Source organism: Streptomyces sp. F63 (assembly GCF_018070345.1).
Lineage (GTDB): Bacteria > Actinomycetota > Actinomycetes > Streptomycetales > Streptomycetaceae > Streptomyces.
In genome coordinates this window covers 17,509-37,132 of sequence record NZ_JAGPXX010000040.1, presented here as the reverse complement: position 1 = coordinate 37,132, position 19,624 = coordinate 17,509, and the positions used below count along the sequence as shown (strand labels likewise).

The following is a 19,624-nucleotide window of genomic DNA, read 5'->3' as shown; positions in this document are numbered from 1 at the left end:
ACACGCGTGGTTCCACGCCCAGTGCGCCCCCGGCTACTGCAACGCTGAAAGGTGCGCCCGGCCGGACGACCCGATCGCCCACCCGCACGGCGCCGTCGGCTTCCAGGATCTCCTGAAGCGGTGGCGGGAGGAGCCTCCGGACGGGATCCGTCGCCCTCGCCGAACTGGCCGGACTGCCCCACGGCAATCTGCGGCCGGGGCCGGGCACCACCCCCGCGGCCGCACGGGCCGACGTGGAGGCTGCCCCGCGCACGACTCCGGCGCTCCTGTCGGCCGGCCTCACCTGAACCGCGAGGTCCTGTGCCTCCAGTGCTCGTGCGCCGCCGCACCGCTGACCCGCCCGCCGGGCTTGCGCCGTCGGCGGCTCTCGTGGCCGTCGCGGACTCGGGCCCGAAGGGCACCGTGGGCAGCTCACGCTTCTTCGCCCGCGCGGCGGCAGGGGTCGGTCAGTCCAGACTGGCCGAGGTGTCGACCCGTGATGCGACGATGTAGTTCTCGTCCTGCCAGTCGGTGAGGAGCTCGTCCTCCCAGTCCAGGCCGAGTTCCCTCTCCGCCTCCGCGACGTCGAACGCCTTCCGCACTGTGCCGGTGACCCGCACGGTGTCCCCATCCTCGATCCTGCCCTCCCTGACGGCCGCCGCGGAGACGACCGGCAGATCCTTCGGGGCGTCGCCCCGGGTGCCGGCGATCGTGAAGAAGTGGCTGTCGATGACGTCGTGGACCGTGGAGGTGATGGTCACCCGCCTGCCCGCCCAGGTGTCCACGTCGTTCCAGAACTCGCCCTCCGCCAGGTCCCCGTAGACGAACTCGTACCCGTCGCCGTCCCCAGGGGACTCCTCGACGCGCACGGAGGCCTCGGGCCTGGCGTTCCCGCCCTCCTCACCGCATCCGGCCAGAGGCACGGCGGCCAGGGCCAGAGCGAGGAACAGGGGGGTGGCCTTCCGCGCGCGGCGGTGTCCTGCTGTGAGTCGCATGCTCGTCCTCTCGCCGGGAATCTCTCGGGCCTCGCGCACCCCACGGGGTCGCCTCCATCCGGGCGGCGAAAGGGGCTCAGGGGCGTGCGGTCCTTACTCCGGAGCGCGGCGGATTCCTCTCTCCGCAACTCTCCGGCTTGCCGCCGGGCGGGCCGTCTCGCTGGCGGCGGGAGCTCCGCTACTCGCCGACGTCTTCGGCGATCTTGTCGGCCTTCACATACGGCTCGCCGGAGAAGTCCTGATAGAGCGGCTCCGCGAGATCCACCCCGAGATCCTTCTGGACCCGCGACAAGTCGAACTGGTGTATAGTGCCCTCGACCCGCACCCGATCGTCCTGGTCCACCGGGGGCATAGCCTCCTCGATGACCAGCAGCGGATCCGCATCGCCGAACTCGCCACCGCCGATGGTGAACGCCCACGGTGAGATCACGTTCTCGACGCGGGCGTTGAACGTTCCTCTCTCCCCGGTCACCGACTCCGGGTCACCGCGTTCGAACGCCTCCTGGACCTCGCCGACGTTCAGACCCGACTCCCCTTCCGCCGTGTCGTCGCCGCCGCATCCGGCGAGCGCGGCCGCCGCGAGGAGCAGGGCCGCTGCCGACCGGGCCGACCGGCGGCCCGGAAAGAACTGCCTGCCAGGGACACCTCGCACAACTGCCACCCCTCTCCTCGGAAGTCGCTGCCGGCACCGGGTTACCCTCACTTCCCTCGCGAAACAGCTCCGTCACAATCGTGGCCAAAGGTGAGAAACCGGACATGGCTCGCTCTGGGTGGAACACCGGGGCCGGCGGCTCCCGGGCGTACAGGAGCGCGTACGGAGCGGCATGGCCGCCCGGTCCGCTGCGAACCGCCCGGCGACCTTTGCCGCTCACCTCCGCGGGGAGCTCTCCTGCCCTGCTTCCCTCCGGGCACCGTCCTCGGAGCGCGGGCGCGGGCGCACGGCGCGGCGCCTGACAGGCCTGTCCGGCGCGGGCTTGTGGGGGCGGTCAACGCCCTTATACCGTGCGAGTGTTCTGGGCCGTGGCTGGAGTCTGGGGGCAGCTGCAGCCGCCTGACGGCCCGAACGTTTCCCACCATCTGGCGCGCGGTGTCAACTTCGCGGCTCCATGTCGTCGGCCAGGGAGCCGTTCCCTCGGCTGCGCGCCTTCCTTATGGAGGTTCCCCCACATGCGCTTCCATCGATACCGGCCGCGGACCTGGGCCGCCGCGGTCTTCGTGACCGTCGCGAGCCTGGGCGTCGCCACCCTCGGCCCACAGGCGGTGGCCGCCGGCAGCCCCGGAGCCACCCCGCGGTTCGCGGCCGACGTCGAATTCGACGGTGCCGACTGCAACGTGCCCGACCCCGGCTCCACACCCGCCAACTCCCTGCTTCCCGACCCGTTCACGAGGCTGGACGGCTCGCGCGTCACCGCCAAGTCCGACTGGCGGTGCCGCCGTGCCGAGATCAAGAAGCTGGCGGAGAAGACGGTCTACGGCACGAAGCCCGCCAAGCCCCAGAGCGTCACGGGCACGGTCTCCCGCAGCAACATCACCGTCAATGTCTCGGACAGCGGCCGGAGTTCGAGCTTCTCCGCCCGCGTCGAGCTGCCCAGCGGCTCCGGCCCCTTCCCGGCCGTCATCGTCTACGGCGGCTTCGGGGCGGACACCGCCACGATCAAGGCCGCCGGCGCCGCCGTCATCAGCTTCGACCCGTTCGCGGTCGGCCGGGAGGGAACCCCGCGGAACAACAAGCAGGGCGCCTTCTACAGCGTCTACGGCTCCAGCAGCAGCACCGGACTGCTGATGGCCTGGGCATGGGGCGTCAGCCGGATCATCGACGTCATCGAGCAGTCGGACGGCAGCGTCCTCAAGGCCGAGGGCACCGGCGTCACCGGCTGCTCCCGGTACGGCAAGGGCGCCTTCGTGGCCGGTGCGTTCGACCAGCGCATCGCTCTCACCATGCCGATCGAGTCGGGCACCGGCGGTGCCCCCGCCTTCCGCAGCATTCCGCGGGAGAACGGCGCGCAGCCGCTGAGCAGTGGCTACGGGGAGCAGCCGTGGCTCGGTGACGCGTTCGGTTCGTACACCGGCAATCCGTCCGGGCTGCCGGTGGACACCCACGAGATCGTGGGCATGGTCGCCCCGCGCGGACTCTTCATCATGGAGAACCCGCACATCGACTGGCTGGCCGCGACCTCCGGGAGCGTGGCGGCCCTCGGCGGAGCGGAGGTCTACAAGGCGCTCGGTGCCGGCGGCAACATCACGTACTGGTCCGACATCCAGGACGGCAACCACTGCGCCAGCCGGTCCGAGTGGCGCGGCCCGCTGCAGCAGCACATCCAGACGTACATGCTGGGGACGGGCAGCAGCACCGGCACGATCAGGATCTCGGGCAAGAAGTCCGGCAACCTCTCCCAGTGGAGGAACTGGCAGACCCCGACCCTGACCGACTGATCCCGGCCGGGCCGTGGGGAAGGGGCCGGCGGACCGGCCCCGGACCGGCCTGTTCCCGGAGTGAGTCGCGGAGCCCGGCGCGCGAGCCGCGCCGGGCTCCGGCTTTCTCCGCGACAGTGCCCGGACGCCGTCAGTCCCCGGACATCGCCAGGCGCCGGGTGAAGGTCTTGCCGCCGTCGCGCGACTCGTGGACCCCGTCCCCGGTGGCGGCCAGCACACGGTCGGCGTCGACGGCCGTCAGCGCCTGCGGCTGCCCGCCGGGCACGGTCCCGGTCTCCGTCCAGCTCTTTCCGCCGTCGGTGCTGCGGTGCACCTCCCCGCCGGGGGCGATGCCGTAGAGCGCCTCTCCCTTCGCTCCCCGTGCCCAGGAGAGGTGCGTCAGCACCGGCTCGCTCCCGGTGCCGAAGGTCTTGCCGCCGTCGGTGCTCCGTGCCACGCCGCTCTCGGTGGTGGCGAGGACGGTGCCGGGGTCAGCGGGGTCCACGGCGATGTCCAGGGCCGCCAGTTGGGCGCGCTCGTCCCATTTCTCGCCGTCCTCGCTGACGCGCAGCAGACCGGCCGTGCTGTCGTAGCCGTAGATGGTGCCGTCGACCTCTTCGAGGGAGTGGAAGTCGGCCTTGCCCGCGAGGGAGAGGGAGGTCCAGGTCTTCCCGGCGTCGGTGCTCCTGATCAGGCCGCGGTTGGCGTGGTCGCCGCTCCCCTCGGGCGGGTGCCCGCTGCCGAGGAAGGTGTCCTTCCCGGCGACGGTGAAGCCCATGTAGTCGGCGGTGTCGCCCACGCGCCGGGACGAACCGTCGTCGTCCACCGCGAGGACACCGTGGTGCGTGGCGACGTAGAGTTTGCCGTCGCCCGGGTTGACGCCGAGCCCGTGGATGTGGCTGATCGCGTCGGCGCCCGGAGCCTCTGTGCGGGAGTGTCCGTCGGAGGACGAATCCCCGTGTCCGTCCGAGCCGTTGGAGCAGCCGCTCAGGGTGACGGCCAGCAGGACGACAGCGGCGGCGGAGGTCGCGGCCACGGAACGGGAACGGAGACGGGAACGGGAACGGGAACGGGCGGGCATACGGAGATCCTCGGGTCGGAGCGGCGCGTGGCGCGTGCCGGCCGGCGTGCGCCGCCTGTCGGTTCGGTCTGTGCCGCCTGTCGGTGCGGCCGTTGGCGAACCGGGCCAGGATGCCGTCCGCCACCGGTTCCAACGTACGCCGTCCACCGATCGTGCCGGGCCGGTGGGGGCGGGGGCCGGCCCGGTGGCCGCTTCAGGGGACCAGGTCCTCCTGGCGGCCGCCGGCCCACTCGGCGAGCAGGACGGTGGCGTCGTCGTCGAGCTTGCCGTCGTGGTGGTCGAGCACCGCGTGCATCAGGCGCCGCAGCGTTTCGTGCAGGGGGAGCCGCCCGTCACCGTGGTGATGCAGGACGAAGTCCACGAAGCGGCTCATGCCGAACTGCTTGCCGTCGGCCCCGCGGGCCTCGGTCATGCCGTCCGTGTAGAGCAGCAGGCGGTCGCCGGGCTCCAGTTGCTCCTCGCACACGGTCACGGGCAGGCCCAGGGAGGCGCCCATCGGACCCGCCGGCGGGCAGGCCAGCTGGCGGGGTCCGTTGCCCGAGCGGATGACCACCGGCAGGTGATGGCCGCGGTTGACCCAGGTCAGCCGGCCGGTGACCAGATCGATGTCGGCCAGGATCCCGGTGATGTACCGGCTGGTGCCGAACTGCTCGTTCAGCGTCTTCTCCACCATCCGGCTGGCGTCCGCCAGGGAGGCGCCCTGGCGGCGGGCGTTGCGGCAGGCGGACACCGCCACATTGGCGGTGATCCCGGCGGTGGTGTCGTGGCCCATGGCGTCGAAGACGCCCAGGTACAGATTGGTGCCGGTGAGGGCGTAGTCGTAGGCGTCGCCCCCGACCTCGTAGGCCGGTTCCAGGGCGGCGCTGACGGTGGCGCCGTGGCCTGCGAAGGCAGGGGGCGGCGTGAGGTTCCACTGCATCTCCGCGGCCACGTTCATCGGTCTGCTGCGCACCAGGCGGGCGTACGAGTCGCTGAAGGACCGCTTGCTGAGCAGCAGCAGCGCCACCAGTGACGCCAGGTCGCGGACCGCGTCGCGGGTCTCCTCGTCCTCGGCGGCCGTGTCCGCGCGCAGCATGCCCAGGCGTTCCACCCCATCGGTGACCGGGGCCCACCACCGGCGCCGGCCCCCTGCCGCCGCCGGGGCGGACTCGGTGACGATGGTCACGTTCTGGTACGCGTGGCCCGGCAGCGTGCCGTCGACGGCCAGCTCCTCTCCGCCCTCGCCCGCGTCCGGTCCCCGGCCGGTCAACTGCCGCATCACCCTCTCCTGGAGGTCCACCGCGAACAGCGCCACATCGTGCAGGCCCACGGTGTCCGCGTGCCCGGCCACGACGCCCGGCAGCTGCTCCAGCGCCGTGGTGTGGCCGGCCTGCATCAGGCCGGTGAGCACCTTTCCCACCCGCACCGCGTCGGTCACGGCGTCCGCCTCCTTCCGCTCACGGAAACTCCGCGGGGCCCGGCGGTCCGGACGACATCGGCCGGTTCCGCCCCTTGACCGCGGAGGTAGTTCCGTCTACCCACCGCTCCGGATGTCACCCGGTGCTTTCGGGGCGGCACGCCGCCGGGCGCCGCAGGGACGGGCCGAGCCGCCCGCGGAGACGGTGTGCCCGCCGGGAACCGGCGACCGGCGATACCGGCGACCGGCGGTCCGTGGACTGGGCACGGCATGCGTGGCGCAAAGTTCTAATTGGGTGTCTTACCTGGAAAGTCCACTTCATTACGCTCGGGACTGTTTGTGGCGGACCCGCCGTTGGGGCGTGTCCTGTATCACATTCCCCGCCGGGTGCCCGCCCGGCCCGAAGAGATCCTTTACCGCGGGAATCCCGGATTCTCCTTGGTGTGCCGAGAATTGAGTACCCGGCGCTGTGCAGGTCATTTACCCTCCGGTAAGAGCCGGGTGCGCACGGTGTCCGTAATGGCGGGATCGGCTGCGGTTCGGAATGAGATCGTTTCCGCTCGTCTTGTCTTTACCAAATCGCTGTGTTTATGTGTCCTCGCCTCCGCCCCATGACGGGGGTTCCACCGCCGGTAACACGCCGAGTCCTGCCGCCCGGCCGGTGGAGAAACAGCAGCTCAACGCGGCAGGAGCGGGGAAACCACATACTGCCGTGCCGTGCTTTCGCGCGGTCCGGCTAGGGGTGAAGCCCATTCCGAACGCGTCCTGGCGCAGGGGAATGGGCCGGGCAACTCCAGCCCGAATCCGACAGCTAACCTCGCAGGCGCAGGAGAGGACGCACACCTATGTCTCGTGGCCGCCATCGCCGCCCGCGCACTTCTATGATTTCCCGTCACGCCTCGCGCGTTTCCGTCGTTCTCACGGCCGGTGGTGCGGGCATCGCCGCACCCCTGCTGACGGCGGGCAGCGCGAACGCCGCTCCCGTCGCCGTCTGGGACGAGGTCGCCGCCTGCGAGAGCAGCGGCGACTGGTCCGCCAACACCGGCAACGGCTACTACGGCGGACTGCAGTTCTCCCAGTCGAGCTGGCAGTCGGTCGGGGGCACCGAGTACGCGCCGCGCGCCGACCTCGCCACCAAGGACCAGCAGATCGCCGCCGGCGAAAAGCTGCTCGCCGCCCAGGGCCCGGGCGCCTGGCCCACCTGCGGTCCCAGGGCCGGACTGACCCGGGACTCCGGGGCGCCGGACATCGACACGGCCGCGCAGCAGAAGGCGGCCTCCCCGGCCAAGCCGAAGGCCGCGCAGCCGAAGGCCGAGCGGAAGCAGGCCCGTCCGGAGTCCTACACCGTCGTCAGCGGCGACACGCTGCACCGGATCGCCACCGTCCACGACGTCGACGGCGGCTGGCAGGCCGTCTACGCGGCCAACCGCGAGACCGTGGGCGACAACCCGCACCTGATCTTCCCCGGCCAGGAGCTCTCCCTCGACGCCCCGCTGACCGGGGCGGGGCACGGCGGCACGGCGGCGCAGCAGGCGAAGCCCGCGCCCCCCGCCCCGGCCGCCTCCGCCTCCGCCTCCGCCTCCGGGAAGTCCTACCCGAACAACCTGGACGGCTGGATCCGCGAGGCCCTGGACATCATGAAGCAGCACGGCATCCCCGGCACCTACGAGGGGATCCACCGCAACATCATGCGGGAGTCGGACGGCAACCCGAACGCCGTCAACAACTGGGACATCAACGCCCAGAAGGGCACCCCGTCCATTGGTCTGCTGCAGGTCATCAAGCCGACCTTCGACGAGTACCACGTGCCGGGCACGGCGAACAGCCAGTACGACCCGGTCGCCAACATCGTCGCGGCCTGCAACTACGCGGCCGACCGCTACGGGTCGATCGACAACGTCAACGGCCCCTACTGACCGGACCGTCGCGGCCGGCCGGAACGGACGGCGGCGCAGTGGCCGCGAGGGCCGGAGGGGCGTACCCCCTTCCGGCCCTCGCGCGTGTCACCCTCCGGGCCACCTCGGCCGGGCCGTGAACGCGTCCAGGAGAACGCGGGCACCGGCCGGCCGGCCGCGCGCCGTCACCGGTGCGCCCGGGAGCCGGCGCGGCACGGGGGAGCGGCACCGGGGGCTCCGGCCGGGTGGCTCAGAGGGTGACGGCGATGGCCAGGATGATGGCCATCAAGGTGAGGACGAAGACGGCGATCTGCTTGCCCGTCGGCTCCTGGACGGGCTGTCCGGAGCGGGCCAGTTCGATCTGGCGCCCTATGTAGCGTGCGAAGACGACCCTCGTCAGGGCGAGGCTGAGCATGGCCAGCGTGTACAGCTCCAGCGGGGTGTTCCCCTCGTACTCCCGCACGGCCGAGTCGAGGCCGATGGCGAGCGCCGCGCCGGCGGGGAGCACGATCACCTTCCACTTGTTCCTCCTCTCGAGGATCAGGGACTGGAAGGCCACCGCGGCCGCGGTGCCCGCCACGAAGGCGGCGATCCACCAGTCGGCGCGGGAGAAGTGAGAGGTCAGCACAGCAGGTCTCCGTCCGGTGCGGGCTTACGGGGTGACGGCGATGGCCTCGATGCCGTCCGAGGGGCTCGGGAAGCGGACCACGGCCCCGCCCACCCGCCGGGTGCGCCGCGGGCCGGCCCGGACGCGGGAACTGCCCTTCCGGGGCTCCCGACGGCAAGACGGCACGGATTCCCCCGAGTTGGCGGCGGGGCGATGCGCGTACACCCTATTGCGTGGACGCGCACCACCCCACCCGCCCGGGGTTCACCAGGTGAGCAGGCCGACCACCGTGGTGACCGTGTCACTGACGGCGCCGGAGATCTTGGCACCGACCTGCTGCGCCACGGTCTCCCCGCCGATCCTGAAGTTGCGGAAGATCGCCCCCTTGCCCTGGAAGATGCCGGCGATCACGAACACGCCGAGCGCCTGCTGGAATTCGGGGGATCTCCAGCCGCCCTCGTAGCCCAGGGACAGGAGGGCGCTCACCCCCTGCATGCCCCAGGACGCGAGCCCGACTCCCAGGCCAACGCCCCCGACGATGGGGGCGAACGGCCCGGTGAACGGGGCGAGGACGGTGAGACCGAGCGAGACCCCGCCGAGGACCGTGCTCCAGTGCCCGGTGGCCGCCGCCCAGTCCTTGACGTCGCCCGCGTCCTCCGGCCACATGCCCCAGAACTTGGTGTCGCCGGTGTTGTCGTCGTGCTCGGGCTTGTCGGAGGGGTTGGTGCCGTCCTGCTCGTTCTGCCTGGCCGTTTCGGCCGCCCTGCGGGCGGCTTCGGCGGCTTCGGCGCGCCGCTTCTCGACGGCGATGGCGCGCGCCTGGCTGGCGGCGGCAGCGGCTGCCTGCGCGTCCTTGCCGGCCTGGAGGGCGGAGGCCCGGGCCGCGGAGGCGGAGGACTGGGCCGAGGCGGCGGACGAGACCGCCTGCTTGGCGGATGCCACGGCCTGGGTCATCGAGTAGTTGGCGGAGCGGGCGGCGCTGCGCGCCGTGGCCGCCGCCGACTGCGCCGACTTGGCGGACTCGGCGGCGGCCGCGGCGGAGCGGTCGGCCTCGTCCGCGTTGGCCTTGGCCTCCTTCGCCGAGGCCGCGGCCTTGTTGGCGTAGTCCTGTGCCGCCGCTGCCCACTCGGACGCCTTGTCGGCGGCCTCCCGGGCTTCGGCGGCGGCCTTGGAGGCCAGTGCGGCGTCCTCCTGGGCCTTCGCGGCGACCTTCGCCGCGTGCGCGATGGCGGCGCGGACGGCGGCGATGTGGGTGGCGTGGTCCTGGTCGAGGCGGGCGACCTTGAACTTGTCGCGGACGACGAAGGCGCGCCGCATCCGGGCGGAGCCCTCCAGCACGATCTGCGCCGCCGACTTCATGTAGGGGCCGCCCGAGTCGAGCAGGCGGAAGAGCTCTACGTTGTCGTCCTCCTTGGTGGCGTCCGCCAAGCCGACGGTGAGGAAGCGGTGCAGGGCGCGGGCGCTGCCGTCCTCCAGCGCGGCCTCGGCCCCCGCCTTGACGGCCGCGCCGGGGTTCGAGTTCAGGAGCGCGAAGACCGCGACGCGGTTGTCCTCGGCGGCGGCCTCGATGGCGCCGCTGTCGAGGAAGTCGCGGACCGCGCCGGGGGCGGTGTCGGCCAGGGCGCGGGAGGCGGCCTCGGCGACGGCGGGCGTGCCGAGCCGGGCGAGGCTGAGGACGCTCTCCCGGTCGTCCTGGCCCTGGGCGAGGAGCCGGTCCGCGCTGATCCAGTTGACGATGTCCTCGTCGGTGCCGGAGAGGGCGTACTCGGCGGCCTCCCGGGTCCAGCTGCCGGTCGAGTCGAGGAGCTTGACGGCGGCCTTGCGGCCGTCGGCGACCGCCGCAGCGGTGTCCCCGGAGTCCAGCGCCGACTCGGCGGCGGCGATGAGGTCCTTGACCTCGGTGGCGATCCGGTCGGCCTGGGTGCGCTGCCGGTCGGCCCGCCTGGTGTCGTCGGTCTCGGCCTGGGCCCGGGCACGGGCTTCGACGATGCCGAGTTCGGTGTCCTGGGCGATGCGTGCGGTCTCGGCCTCGCGGGCCGCCTGCTCCACCTCCTTCGCTTCCGTGACGGCGTCGGCGGCGGTGGTGGCCGCGGTCACGGCCGCGTTGGCGTACTCGGTGGACCGCTTGGCGTATTCGATCGCCTTGCCCGCGTTCTCGGCCGCGTCCTCGGCGGCGTCGGCCGCCTTCAGGGCGTGCTCGGCCGCGCTGTTGGCGGCGTCGCGTGCCACCCGGGCGGCCGCGGCCGCCCGGTTCGCGAGGGCGCGGGCGGTTCCCGCCGCCCGGGTGGCGCGCGCGGCGGCGGCGTCGGCCTCGGCGGCGGCGGCCCGGGCCCGGGCCGCCTGGGACTGGGCCACCCCGGCGCTGGTGGCGGCGCTCGCGGCCGCGTTGGCCGCCGCGGCGGCGTTCTGCGCGGCACCGGCGGCGGCGGCGCCTGCGGCGGAGGCGTTCTGGGAGGCGATGGCGGCCTGGTCGGCGGCGACGGCGGCGGTCTTCGCGCGCGCGGCGGCGTCCCGGGCGCCCTGGGCGGCCTGCCGGGCGGCCGCTGCCTTGGACGCGTCCTTGGAGGCGGCGATGGCGGCGCCGTAGGCCCGGGAGGCGGCACCGCCGGCGGCCGCGGCGGCGGCAGCGGCGGCCTGCGCGGCGCGGGCGGCGCGGCCGGAGGCGGCCTGGGCGGCACGGGAAGCGGAGATCGCCGTGCTGGCGGCGGCGGAGGCACCGCGGGCGGCACCGGCCGCCTTGTTGGCGGCGGCGGCCGACTTGCGGACGTCGTTCTGCGCGGCCTGGGCCTCCTCGGCGGCCCGGAGCGCCGCCTCCTTGGCCTTGGCGGCGGCCTCCTTGGCCTGGTCGGAGGCCGCGACGGCCTGTTCCGTCCGGAGCTGGGCGCGCTTGCCCTCGCGTTCGACGATCTTGACCAACTGGTCGATCGTGGCGGCCTCTTCGTCCCGGGCGCGGGCGATGTACTGGCCGGAGGCGAGGAACTGGCTGATCGCCTCGGGTGTGCCTTCGGACAGGGCGCGTTCGGCGTACACCTTCACCTGCGGGGAGGCGGTGGAGAGGATCCTGAAGACCTCGACCTGCTCGTCCTCGGCGCGCGCCGTGTACTGGCCGCTCTCCAGGAAGGTCCGCAGTGCCGCCGACGTGCCCGCGTCCAGCGCCTTGTTGGCCTCCCGCCGCACGGCGGTGCCGCCGTTGTCGAGGATGGTGAAGACCGCGACCCGCATGTCGGTCTCCAGGGGCTGGGCGTAGCCGCTCTCCAGGAAGGCCGCGATCGCGTCGTCCCCCGCGGACAACGCCGTCTCGGCCGCCTGGCGGGTGGATGTGCCCGCGTGCGAGAGCGAGGAGAGAACGGTGAAGCGGTTGTCCTCGGCGTTCACCGCGGGTAAGTCGCCCGTGAGGAAGGCCGATACGGCGGCCGAGGACCCGGCGAGGGCGGCGGCGGCGGCCTCGCGGGTCGCCCGTCCGCCCGTCTTGTAGGCCCACACGGCTTTGCCCCGGTCGGTGTCGGGCAGGCCGGTGTCCACGGTGCCGGCCGTGGCGGCGTGGGCGGGGGCGGCGGTCAGGGTGAGGATCGAGGGCAGGGCGGGGACGGCCGCCACCCCGGCGAGGCTCGTGAGGATCCGGCGTCTGCTCCACAGTGATGCGGGCAAGATATGCCTCCTTCCGCGCACGGAATGCGCTGCGAGAAAAACATGACAGACCCTCAGTCCGCTTTGTTTCGACGGGATTTCGGGCTGCCGGATCCGAAGGTACGGCCGGCTCATTGCCGGGTCAATAGCGATTTGCCGCCCTGCCCCCCGGACCGGGAAAAGCGGAACGTTATGCACCGGACACCGTTTCTTTTTGGAACGTATACAGCTTCTCGGACAACCTTCCCGCACTGTGACGCAGGTCATGAGACCGTTGTGGATTTGAGCCCGTTTGCGGTGGTTCAACGGGTGGACAGATCTTCCGTCGGCGGCCTTGTATGCACAGGGCTGCGGATATGAGCGGGGGGTGATTCCGCAAGCATGGACGTTTTCTGTCGCGTGGATTCCATGGGAAAAATGCGGGCCTTTGACGCGCCGCAGCATTCACACCCATTTCCGAACCCGTTCCGGCTCCCGAGCCGGTTACGACCCTGAGGACTGCGATGAAGAAACGTGGCACCACCACGCCGAGAACAAGAACCGGACGCCTCGCGGCACGCATCCTGGGCGGCTCCGTGGCCGCCGGTGCCCTGGCGTGGGCCGTGCTGACGGGGGGCCAGCCGGGAACGCCCGCCGGCGAGCGGGCCGCCTCCGCCGAAGCCGTCGCCGACGAGGCCCCGGGCTACGCGGTCGAGACCTACGACTACCCGAACGCGGACAAGATCCTCGCGGAGCAGGGCATCGTCCTCAAGCGCGGCGACGGCCGCATCACGCTCGCCGACTGCGCGAGCGGGACCGGCCTGCTGGAGGTCTACTCCCGGGCCAACGCCCGGATCTGTTTCGCCGTCACCGGCAACAGCGGCTGGCTGACCCTGGAACTCCCCTCCGTCTACGGCGTCCGCACCAGCGCGCACGACACGGAACTCGACATGACCGCCGGCACCGAGGAGTCCTCCGTCGACGTTCCGGCGAACACCTGGCAGGCGGTGGGCGAGAGCGCCGACCCGGAGGGCCGCCCCCACATGCTCGTGGAGATCAGGACCTCCGCGTAGTGCCCGGCGAGTCCCTCCGCCAGCCCTGTCTGCCAGCGCCTCAAAGGACTGACTTCATGAGACACACCAGACCCGTGCGCCGTGCCGCACTGACCGCCGTCCTGACCCTGGGATCGGCCGCTCTGGCCGCCGGCCCGGCCGGCGCGGTCACCGGCCCGGCCTCACCCGCGTCCGAGACCACCCACGCCTACACCGCGCAGGTCACCGTCGGCCCCCACGACCGGGGCTGTTCCGGCGTGCTGGTCGACCGCGAGTGGCTGCTCACCGCGGCCAGCTGCTTCGCCGACAACCCGGCCGCGGACCTCACGGTGCCCGCGGGCAAGCCGGCCCGGAAGACCACCGCGACCATCGGCCGCACCGACCTGACGAGCACCTCCGCGGGGGCGGTGCGCGAGGTCGTCGAGCTCGTGCCCCGCACCGACCGCGACGTGGTGCTGGCCCGGCTGAGCCGCCCGGTCACCAACGTCACCCCGATCGCCCTGGCCACCGCCGCGCCCGCCGCCGGCGAGGAGCTGAAGTTCGCCGGGTACGGCCGCAGCGCGACGGAGTGGGCGCCGCTGAACCTGCACACCGGCACGTTCTCGGTGGACGCCACCACCGCCACCACCGCCACGGTCACCGGCAAGGACGGCGTGGCCGCGTGCAGGGGCGACGCCGGCGGCCCCATGGTCCGCGTCACGGACGGCACGCACCGGCTGGCCGCCCTCAGCAGCCAGTCCCACCAGGGCGGTTGCTACGGCGTGGACGAGACCGTGACCGGCACCGGGGGCGTCGCCGCCCGCGTCGACGACCTGGCCTCCTGGGTGAACGACCGGATCGGCGCGCCCCGCATCACCGACTTCAACTGCGACGGCGTGGAGGACACCGCCATCGCCGACCCCGCGGCGGCCGTCGGCGGCGACGCCGGTGCCGGCGTCGTCCGTATCGTCCACGGCGGCGGCAAGGGCACCGCCGAGATCAACCAGGACCTCGACTGGGTGCCGGGCGGCTCCGAGGCGGGCGACTGGTTCGGCGAGGCCGTCGACACCGTCGACTACGACCAGGACGGCTGCACCGACCTGGTCGTCGGCATCCCCTCCGAGGACCTCGGCGGCGCCAAGGACACCGGCATGGTCGACATCCTGCACGGCGCCCCGGGCGGCCTCGGCACCGGCGCGAAGAAGGCCACCCACTACGAACAGGGCACCGGGACGGGCTCCATGGCCGCCTCGTCCGCCGAGGCGGGCGACCGCACCGGCCAGACCCTCGCCGCCGGCGTCAGCGCCGCCGGTGAGCCCTTCGTGGTGATCGGCGCGCCCGGCGAGGGCCTCGACGGCGCCGCCAAGGCGGGCAGCGTCTTCTACGTGCACGGCACCACCAACATCGCCTTCCACCAGGACAGCACGGGCGTGCCCGGCGGTGTGGAGGCGAACGACGGCTTCGGCGGCGCCGTCGCGGCCGACGCCAACTACATCGCCGTCGGCGCCCCCGGCGAGGCCATCGGCTCCGACGCGGACGCCGGCAACGTGGCGGTCCTCGACCACACGCTGAACGCCGAGGGCCGGCCCACCCCGCGGTTCGGCCTCGACCAGGACCTGGACACGGTCGCCGGCGGTGCCGAGCCCGGCGACGAGTTCGGCAAAGCCCTGGCCCTGGCCCCGTACCGCCCGTCGGGCGCGGCGACCGCCGAGGAGTCGATCCTCGCCGTCGGCACGCCCGGCGAGGGACTGACCATCGACGGCGCCAACCAGGCCGAAACGGGCGCCGTCCTGACCTTCCGCATCACCGCCACGGGCACCTACAGCGGACTCAGCTGGTACGAATCGGGTACCCCGACCGACGACGTGGTCGGCACCTCCGAGGCGGGCGACCGTTTCGGCTCCACCGTGACCGCCGTGAACACCGCGCCCCGCGCGGTGAGCACCACGGAGACGATGAAGCTCGCCGTCGGCATCCCCCACGAGGCCATCGGCAGCACGGCCAGGGCGGGCGCGATCCTCAGCTTCTCGCTGCTGGGCACGCCCGGTGCCCACGACCGATGGCTGGAGGCCGGCGACGGCGACGGCATCCCCGGCACGCCGGGAGCCGGCCAGTACCTCGGCAAGAGCCTCCACTTCACCGGCAGCCACCTGTACGTCGGCATGCCGTACGGCCCGGGCTCCGGCGCCGTCCACGCCCTGCCACTGTCCAACGTGACGGCCGGCGGCGCGGTCGCCGCGGTCACCACCCACCAGCCCGGCCAGGGCGGCCTCCCGGCCGTCGGCGCCCGCTTCGGCTACGCGGTGCGGTAGGGATTCCCTCCTCCCCGGACCAGGGGACGGACACGGGGGCGGGGTGACCGGAGTGCTTCCGGTCGCCCCGCCCCCAATGCTTCGAAGCCCTGGGCGGGCAGGTCCTGGACCACCGGGTCGAGGCGGTCGTGCAGGCGGTCCACCTCCACCCCCATGAGGGCCGCGAGGGGGGCGCAGGGTTGTCTCTCCGCCGAGGTGGCCCCGGAACAGTGCGGAGAGCAGGCGCGGGGGAAGCCTCACGCCGGGACCCTGGAAGGCCCAGCGGTTCCGCGGTGGAAGAGGGCCGTCCAGAGGAAGGGTTCGCCGAAGGCCGGGGAATCGGGTAGTTCGTCGCGCATGCGGCGGAGTTCGGTCTCCGTGAAGTCGGAGAAGATCCGGCGCAGGGACTCCGGGGTGTAGGCGACCCCGCCCTGCAGCCCGCCTTCCCGGTAGAAGGCCGCGTCGGGGAGCTCGGAGCCCATCGCGCCGGCGGCGAAGCAGGTGAGGGCCACGTGGCCGCCGGGGGCGAGGGCCCGGTCGAGGAGGGCGAGGTAGCTGACGCGGCGGTGCGGCGGCAGGTGGTGGAAGCAGCCGGAGTCGTACACCAAGTCGTAGCAGCCGTCGGGCAGTTCGGCCGCGGTGAGTTCGAAGGCGTCGCCGCAGTGGAAACGGATGTCCGCACCGGCTTCCGCCGCGCGCTCCTCCGCCCAGGCGATCGCGGTGGGGGAGAGGTCGACGGCGTCCACCTCGAACCCCGCCGAGGCCAGGAAGAGGGCGTTGCGGCCCGGTCCGCAGCCCAGGTCGAGCGCGCGCCCCGGGGCGATCAGGCCCCGGTCGAGATACGAGACCAGGTTCTCGTCCGGCTTGGCGGCGAAGAACGGGACGGACTTCGAGCGGTCGGAGTAGAAGCCGTCCCAGAAGGAGGCCCCGCCGGCCGTCCACCGGTCGGCTCCGGGCGCGAACAGGCCGTCGAGCAGCTTCAGCACGTCGTCGACCGTGCGGATGTTCCGGTCCATCAGGCCCCCTCGTGGTAGGGGACAAACGCTAGGCCGGAACGCGGTGCATGCCCAGCGCGGGCCGTGTGCCCCGGCCGCGCGAGCGGGCGTTGGGGAGGCCCGGGGGAGTGCGGAAAGGGTCTCGCACCCGCCCGTACGCGCCCGGCCGTTCCGGCCGTGGCCGGGCGCTCTGGAGGCGGGTTTCCACGCCGCGCCGGAGCGGGTTTCCGAAGAACTTCGGGAACGGAGAAGGGGCGCCGGGGACGGTGGTCCGCAGCGCCTCCGAGATACCCGGGCCGCCGCCGTCAGAGCCCGGCGGCGAAATCCACGAAGGCCGCCCACGGGGTGCTGCCGAACGACAGGCGCGCTCCCCGCGCGTCCTTCGAGTCCCGGACATGGACCGTGGCGGGCCGGACCGCCACCTCGACGCACTCTCCGCCCTCGCCACCGCTGTAGCTGCTCTTGAACCAGACGAACCTTGTGGTATCCGACGCGGACGCCGCTGCGTTCATCGTTCCCTCAGCATCTTCTCGATCAGGGCCAAGGACTCGCGCGGGGTGAGCGCCTGGCCCCGAATGCCTCCATAGCGAGCCGTCATGATACGGACCTGATCGCGATCTGTGACCAGGCGGCTGACTCCCTGGACCTCCAAATACGCCACCTGTTCCTTGCCCTTGGGCGTCAGGACGATGAAGGGGCCGTCGTGGCCTGCGTAGTCCTCGCAGTTCAGCGGCAGCACCTGGATCGTCGTGCTGCGGAGCTGCCCGAGGTGGTGAAGATGCCTGAGCTGCGCCAGTTGGACCTCCCGTCCTCCGATCCGGCGGAGCAGCACTGACTCGTCCAGGACAGCTGTGACCATGGGGGAGGGCCACCGGGTCAGGAGCTCCTGCCGTGCCAGCCGCGCGGCCACGCGCTGTTCGATGACGTCTTCGGGCAGCAGGGGCTGTCGCAGGCTGAACGTGAGCCGCGCGTAGTCCTCCGTCTGCAGCAGTCCTGGCACCGTCAGCGTGCTGAAGAAGTTGAGCTCCGCCGCCTCCGCCTCGATACGGGCGTAGTCACGGAACCAGGCCGGATGGCGTACACGGGCCCGGGTCCTGGCCTTGACGACGTCGTCCGTCACGCTCTTCAACAGGCCGCCCGCGTCCAGTGCCCGGTCCGCCGCCTCCAGGAGTTTCGGTTGCGGGACGCGTCGGCCGCGTTCCACCGACGAGATCAGGTCCTCGCCGTAGCGCAGCCGTTCGCCCAGTTCTCTCTGCGTCAGGCCCGCCCGTTCGCGCAGCAGCTTGATCTGCTTGCCGACCGCGCGGAAGAGGTCTGTCACGTCGTCGCTGTCGTCCAGCGGATCCGGGTGCTGTTCCGGTCCCGGGTCTTCCGCCCCGGGCCGGGATTCGCGTTCAGCCATGGTGGTCATCCCCCTCTCCCACCGCTCAACCGGTCCGCGCCCGTCCGGTTACTGCCGCCGGGCCGGACAGCGGCCGGACGTGCCGGTACACCGGCCGCCTGTACCGGCTCCGGGCGGCCGCACGGCCGGAGTCCACCGGGCGGGGTTACCGCCCCGGTCCGGGGTACCCGCGCGCAGGACGCGACAAGAGCTCCGAAGGAGGAGAGGACATGCCCGGGAATCCCGGTTCCAAGCGTGAGCGGCAGTACGAGCACATCAAGGAGGGCGCCGAGAAGCGCGGTGCCTCGACCGGACGGGCCAAGGAGCTGGCGGCCCGGACGGTGAACAAGAAGCGGGCGCAGTCCGGCGAGACGAAGTCGGGCAGCGGCAGCTCCAGCCGATCCCGCAGCGCCGGCGGCTCCAAGAGCTCCGGCGGCGCCTCGAAGACGCGGGACGAGCTCTACGAGGAGGCCAGGAAGCGGGGCGTCGAGGGGCGCTCCTCGATGAACAAGCAGGAACTCGCCCGGGCGCTCGGCCGCTGACCCGGAGCTACGGCACGGTACCGGCCGATCCGCTCGACGGCCGGGGCACCGGCGTGGCGCGGGCGGGGCTCACGACGGGAGTGCCGACGCGTCGTCGACCGGGCCCCGGCCGCGGACCGGTGGCAGGAAGACCTCGTCGACGGTCCCGGTGAGGACGGCGTCCGGCACGGCCGGGACGCCTCTCGTCAAGTACTCGTTGCGCAGCGGTGCCGCGGAGGCGACCCGGGGGTGCAGCGAATCGGGCGCGGCCTCGCCGCGGGCCGCCGCCCGGCCGAGGCGACCGCAACCGGCTGGAGACGGCCGCGCGGCACGCGGCCGACGCCCGGCACCGCGTACCCAGGCCTTCCGTGGGAGCCCAAGGCTGCCTTCCACGCACTCGCGCGGTACGGCCGCGGCCGGGCGGACGGCACGAGCACCGCTCCGGCTCCGGCGGAGTGAGGCGGGGCGCGGCTCCAGCCCCGTCACGGCAACGGCCCCGATCCGGATACGGATGGGTGAACCGTGACAAGCTCCGGTTCCACCCTGCGCGGTGTCGGTGCGGCGACGTAACGTAAGAGATTCAGCGGACCGGCCGATTTCCCTCTGGAGACCGCAATGAGCACGCAGCCCGAACACCCGCGGCACGATGCCGCCCGCGGTGACGCGGACGCGGAGGAACCCCGCATCGCCCAGCCCGCGAGCACTCCGGAGGAACTGCGTGCCGCCCTTGCGGTGACCGCCCCGGACGCCTTGCCGACCTTCGACGCCGAGCGTGCGGCGGCGTTGCAGCAATCCCGCGACCAGGTCAGCGCCGCACCCATGCGCCGCTTCGTCGGGCAGTGGGCGGTCTACGTGGCCGTGGAGCGTCACCCCGAACGAGCCGCCCGTTTGCGCGCGTTGGAGGCCCGCGCGGCTGAGGTCGGGGACATCGGCCGGGCTCGCGAGATCGCGGCCGAGATCGGCCGCATCCTCGACGAAGCCTGCGCCGAGGCCGGTATCAACCACCGCCAGGGAGCGGCGTGAGCGATCGGGACGACTGGCGCTGGGAGTACGACCCGGACGCCGAGCACGTCGTGGCGGGGCTGCCCCCGCAGGTGGTGGCCGAGGTCGAGCGGCTCGCGGGAGAGATGGTCGCGCTGGCCGAGGTCGGCATCGATGTCACCGACCTGGGCGAGGGGCCCGGAGGGGCGTACCGGGAGGGGCCCGGCGTATCCCGCTCCTGGCCGACGGCTGGTTCTACGCGCTGCCCCTTCCCCGCCTGCGGCTCATCGCGATCACCCGGGTGATCCCACCGTTCACCCACCTTTGAGACCGGCCGTGGACGTCACGGTACCGACGGCTCCGTTGCCGCGTCCCCGGGGTGGTCGGCGTATGCCCGTCCGGCCTGCGCCCGGGGCGCGTACGCCCGGCGCGCACCTCCGCCGTACCGGAACG

The 19,624-nt window shown here is 72.7% G+C and carries 17 protein-coding genes and 1 riboswitch; of the genes, 7 read left to right on the top strand and 10 right to left on the bottom strand.

Annotated features, from left to right (window positions below):
• Positions 1 to 446 precede the first annotated feature (446 nt).
• Positions 447 to 974, bottom strand: coding sequence for a hypothetical protein (locus tag KBZ10_RS26575; RefSeq protein WP_210990278.1), 528 nt, complete (start codon positions 972 to 974; stop codon positions 447 to 449).
• Between the two features lie 178 nt (positions 975 to 1,152).
• Positions 1,153 to 1,626, bottom strand: a complete 474-nt coding sequence (locus KBZ10_RS26570) for a hypothetical protein (RefSeq protein WP_210990277.1) — start codon at positions 1,624 to 1,626, stop codon at positions 1,153 to 1,155.
• A gap of 515 nt (positions 1,627 to 2,141) precedes the next feature.
• Here KBZ10_RS26570 and KBZ10_RS26565 point away from each other — a divergent pair.
• Positions 2,142 to 3,407, top strand: a complete 1,266-nt coding sequence (locus KBZ10_RS26565) for a cellulose-binding protein (RefSeq protein WP_210990276.1) — start codon at positions 2,142 to 2,144, stop codon at positions 3,405 to 3,407.
• Between the two features lie 130 nt (positions 3,408 to 3,537).
• Here KBZ10_RS26565 and KBZ10_RS26560 read toward each other — a convergent pair whose 3' ends face one another.
• On the bottom strand, positions 3,538 to 4,422 hold the full coding sequence (locus tag KBZ10_RS26560; protein ID WP_307847616.1) for a F510_1955 family glycosylhydrolase: 885 nt from the start codon (positions 4,420 to 4,422) through the stop codon (positions 3,538 to 3,540).
• A 238-nt stretch (positions 4,423 to 4,660) separates the two neighbouring features.
• The gene (locus KBZ10_RS26555; RefSeq protein ID WP_307847615.1) at positions 4,661 to 5,884 is read right to left on the bottom strand and encodes a PP2C family protein-serine/threonine phosphatase; all 1,224 of its coding nucleotides are present in this window, start codon (positions 5,882 to 5,884) and stop codon (positions 4,661 to 4,663) included.
• Between the two features lie 607 nt (positions 5,885 to 6,491).
• Positions 6,492 to 6,702, top strand: a riboswitch (cyclic di-AMP (ydaO/yuaA leader).
• 6 nt (positions 6,703 to 6,708) lie between these two features.
• Here KBZ10_RS26555 and KBZ10_RS30395 point away from each other — a divergent pair.
• Positions 6,709 to 7,779, top strand: coding sequence for a transglycosylase family protein (locus KBZ10_RS30395; RefSeq protein ID WP_210990274.1), 1,071 nt, complete (start codon positions 6,709 to 6,711; stop codon positions 7,777 to 7,779).
• A gap of 229 nt (positions 7,780 to 8,008) precedes the next feature.
• On the opposite strand, the gene KBZ10_RS26545 is transcribed toward KBZ10_RS30395, so the two are convergent.
• Complete coding sequence (locus KBZ10_RS26545; RefSeq protein WP_210990273.1) at positions 8,009 to 8,386, bottom strand: hypothetical protein; 378 nt, start codon at positions 8,384 to 8,386, stop codon at positions 8,009 to 8,011.
• Positions 8,387 to 8,629: 243 nt separating this feature from the next.
• Complete coding sequence (locus KBZ10_RS30170; protein WP_282107891.1) at positions 8,630 to 12,013, bottom strand: ALF repeat-containing protein; 3,384 nt, start codon at positions 12,011 to 12,013, stop codon at positions 8,630 to 8,632.
• 482 nt (positions 12,014 to 12,495) lie between these two features.
• Here KBZ10_RS30170 and KBZ10_RS26535 point away from each other — a divergent pair, with 482 nt between their 5' ends.
• A complete protein-coding gene (locus KBZ10_RS26535; RefSeq protein WP_210990271.1) occupies positions 12,496 to 13,044 on the top strand; it encodes a hypothetical protein in 549 nt (182 codons plus the stop codon).
• Positions 13,045 to 13,098: 54 nt separating this feature from the next.
• Here the strand turns inward: KBZ10_RS26535 and KBZ10_RS30670 are convergent, their stop codons facing one another.
• Complete coding sequence (locus tag KBZ10_RS30670) at positions 13,099 to 13,158, bottom strand: hypothetical protein (protein WP_374223424.1); 60 nt, start codon at positions 13,156 to 13,158, stop codon at positions 13,099 to 13,101.
• An 8-nt stretch (positions 13,159 to 13,166) separates the two neighbouring features.
• On the opposite strand from KBZ10_RS30670, the gene KBZ10_RS26530 reads away from it, so the two are divergent.
• A complete protein-coding gene (locus KBZ10_RS26530) occupies positions 13,167 to 15,314 on the top strand; it encodes a trypsin-like serine protease (protein WP_374223423.1) in 2,148 nt (715 codons plus the stop codon).
• A gap of 236 nt (positions 15,315 to 15,550) precedes the next feature.
• Here KBZ10_RS26530 and KBZ10_RS26525 read toward each other — a convergent pair whose 3' ends face one another.
• The 3 genes from KBZ10_RS26525 to KBZ10_RS26515 all read right to left on the bottom strand — a co-directional run bounded on the left by KBZ10_RS26525 (position 15,551) and on the right by KBZ10_RS26515 (position 17,699).
• Complete coding sequence (locus KBZ10_RS26525; RefSeq protein ID WP_210990269.1) at positions 15,551 to 16,309, bottom strand: class I SAM-dependent methyltransferase; 759 nt, start codon at positions 16,307 to 16,309, stop codon at positions 15,551 to 15,553.
• 284 nt (positions 16,310 to 16,593) lie between these two features.
• Entirely contained in the window at positions 16,594 to 16,800 is a 207-nt protein-coding gene (locus KBZ10_RS26520; protein WP_210990268.1) for a DUF397 domain-containing protein, read from the bottom strand.
• Positions 16,797 to 17,699, bottom strand: a complete 903-nt coding sequence (locus tag KBZ10_RS26515; RefSeq protein ID WP_247703030.1) for a helix-turn-helix transcriptional regulator — start codon at positions 17,697 to 17,699, stop codon at positions 16,797 to 16,799. The genes KBZ10_RS26520 and KBZ10_RS26515 overlap by 4 nt, the downstream gene beginning before the upstream one ends.
• 200 nt (positions 17,700 to 17,899) lie before the next feature.
• On the opposite strand from KBZ10_RS26515, the gene KBZ10_RS26510 reads away from it, so the two are divergent.
• From KBZ10_RS26510 to KBZ10_RS26495, 3 genes are all read left to right on the top strand, one after another.
• A complete protein-coding gene (locus KBZ10_RS26510; RefSeq protein ID WP_210990267.1) occupies positions 17,900 to 18,211 on the top strand; it encodes a Rho termination factor N-terminal domain-containing protein in 312 nt (103 codons plus the stop codon).
• 594 nt (positions 18,212 to 18,805) lie between these two features.
• Entirely contained in the window at positions 18,806 to 19,213 is a 408-nt protein-coding gene (locus KBZ10_RS26500) for a DUF6247 family protein (protein WP_210990266.1), read from the top strand.
• Positions 19,210 to 19,476 carry a hypothetical protein gene (locus KBZ10_RS26495; RefSeq protein ID WP_307847613.1) on the top strand — a complete coding sequence of 89 codons (267 nt, stop codon included), beginning with the start codon at positions 19,210 to 19,212 and terminating at the stop codon, positions 19,474 to 19,476. Before KBZ10_RS26500 ends, KBZ10_RS26495 begins: the two co-directional genes overlap by 4 nt.
• The last annotated feature ends 148 nt before the right edge of the window (positions 19,477 to 19,624 follow it).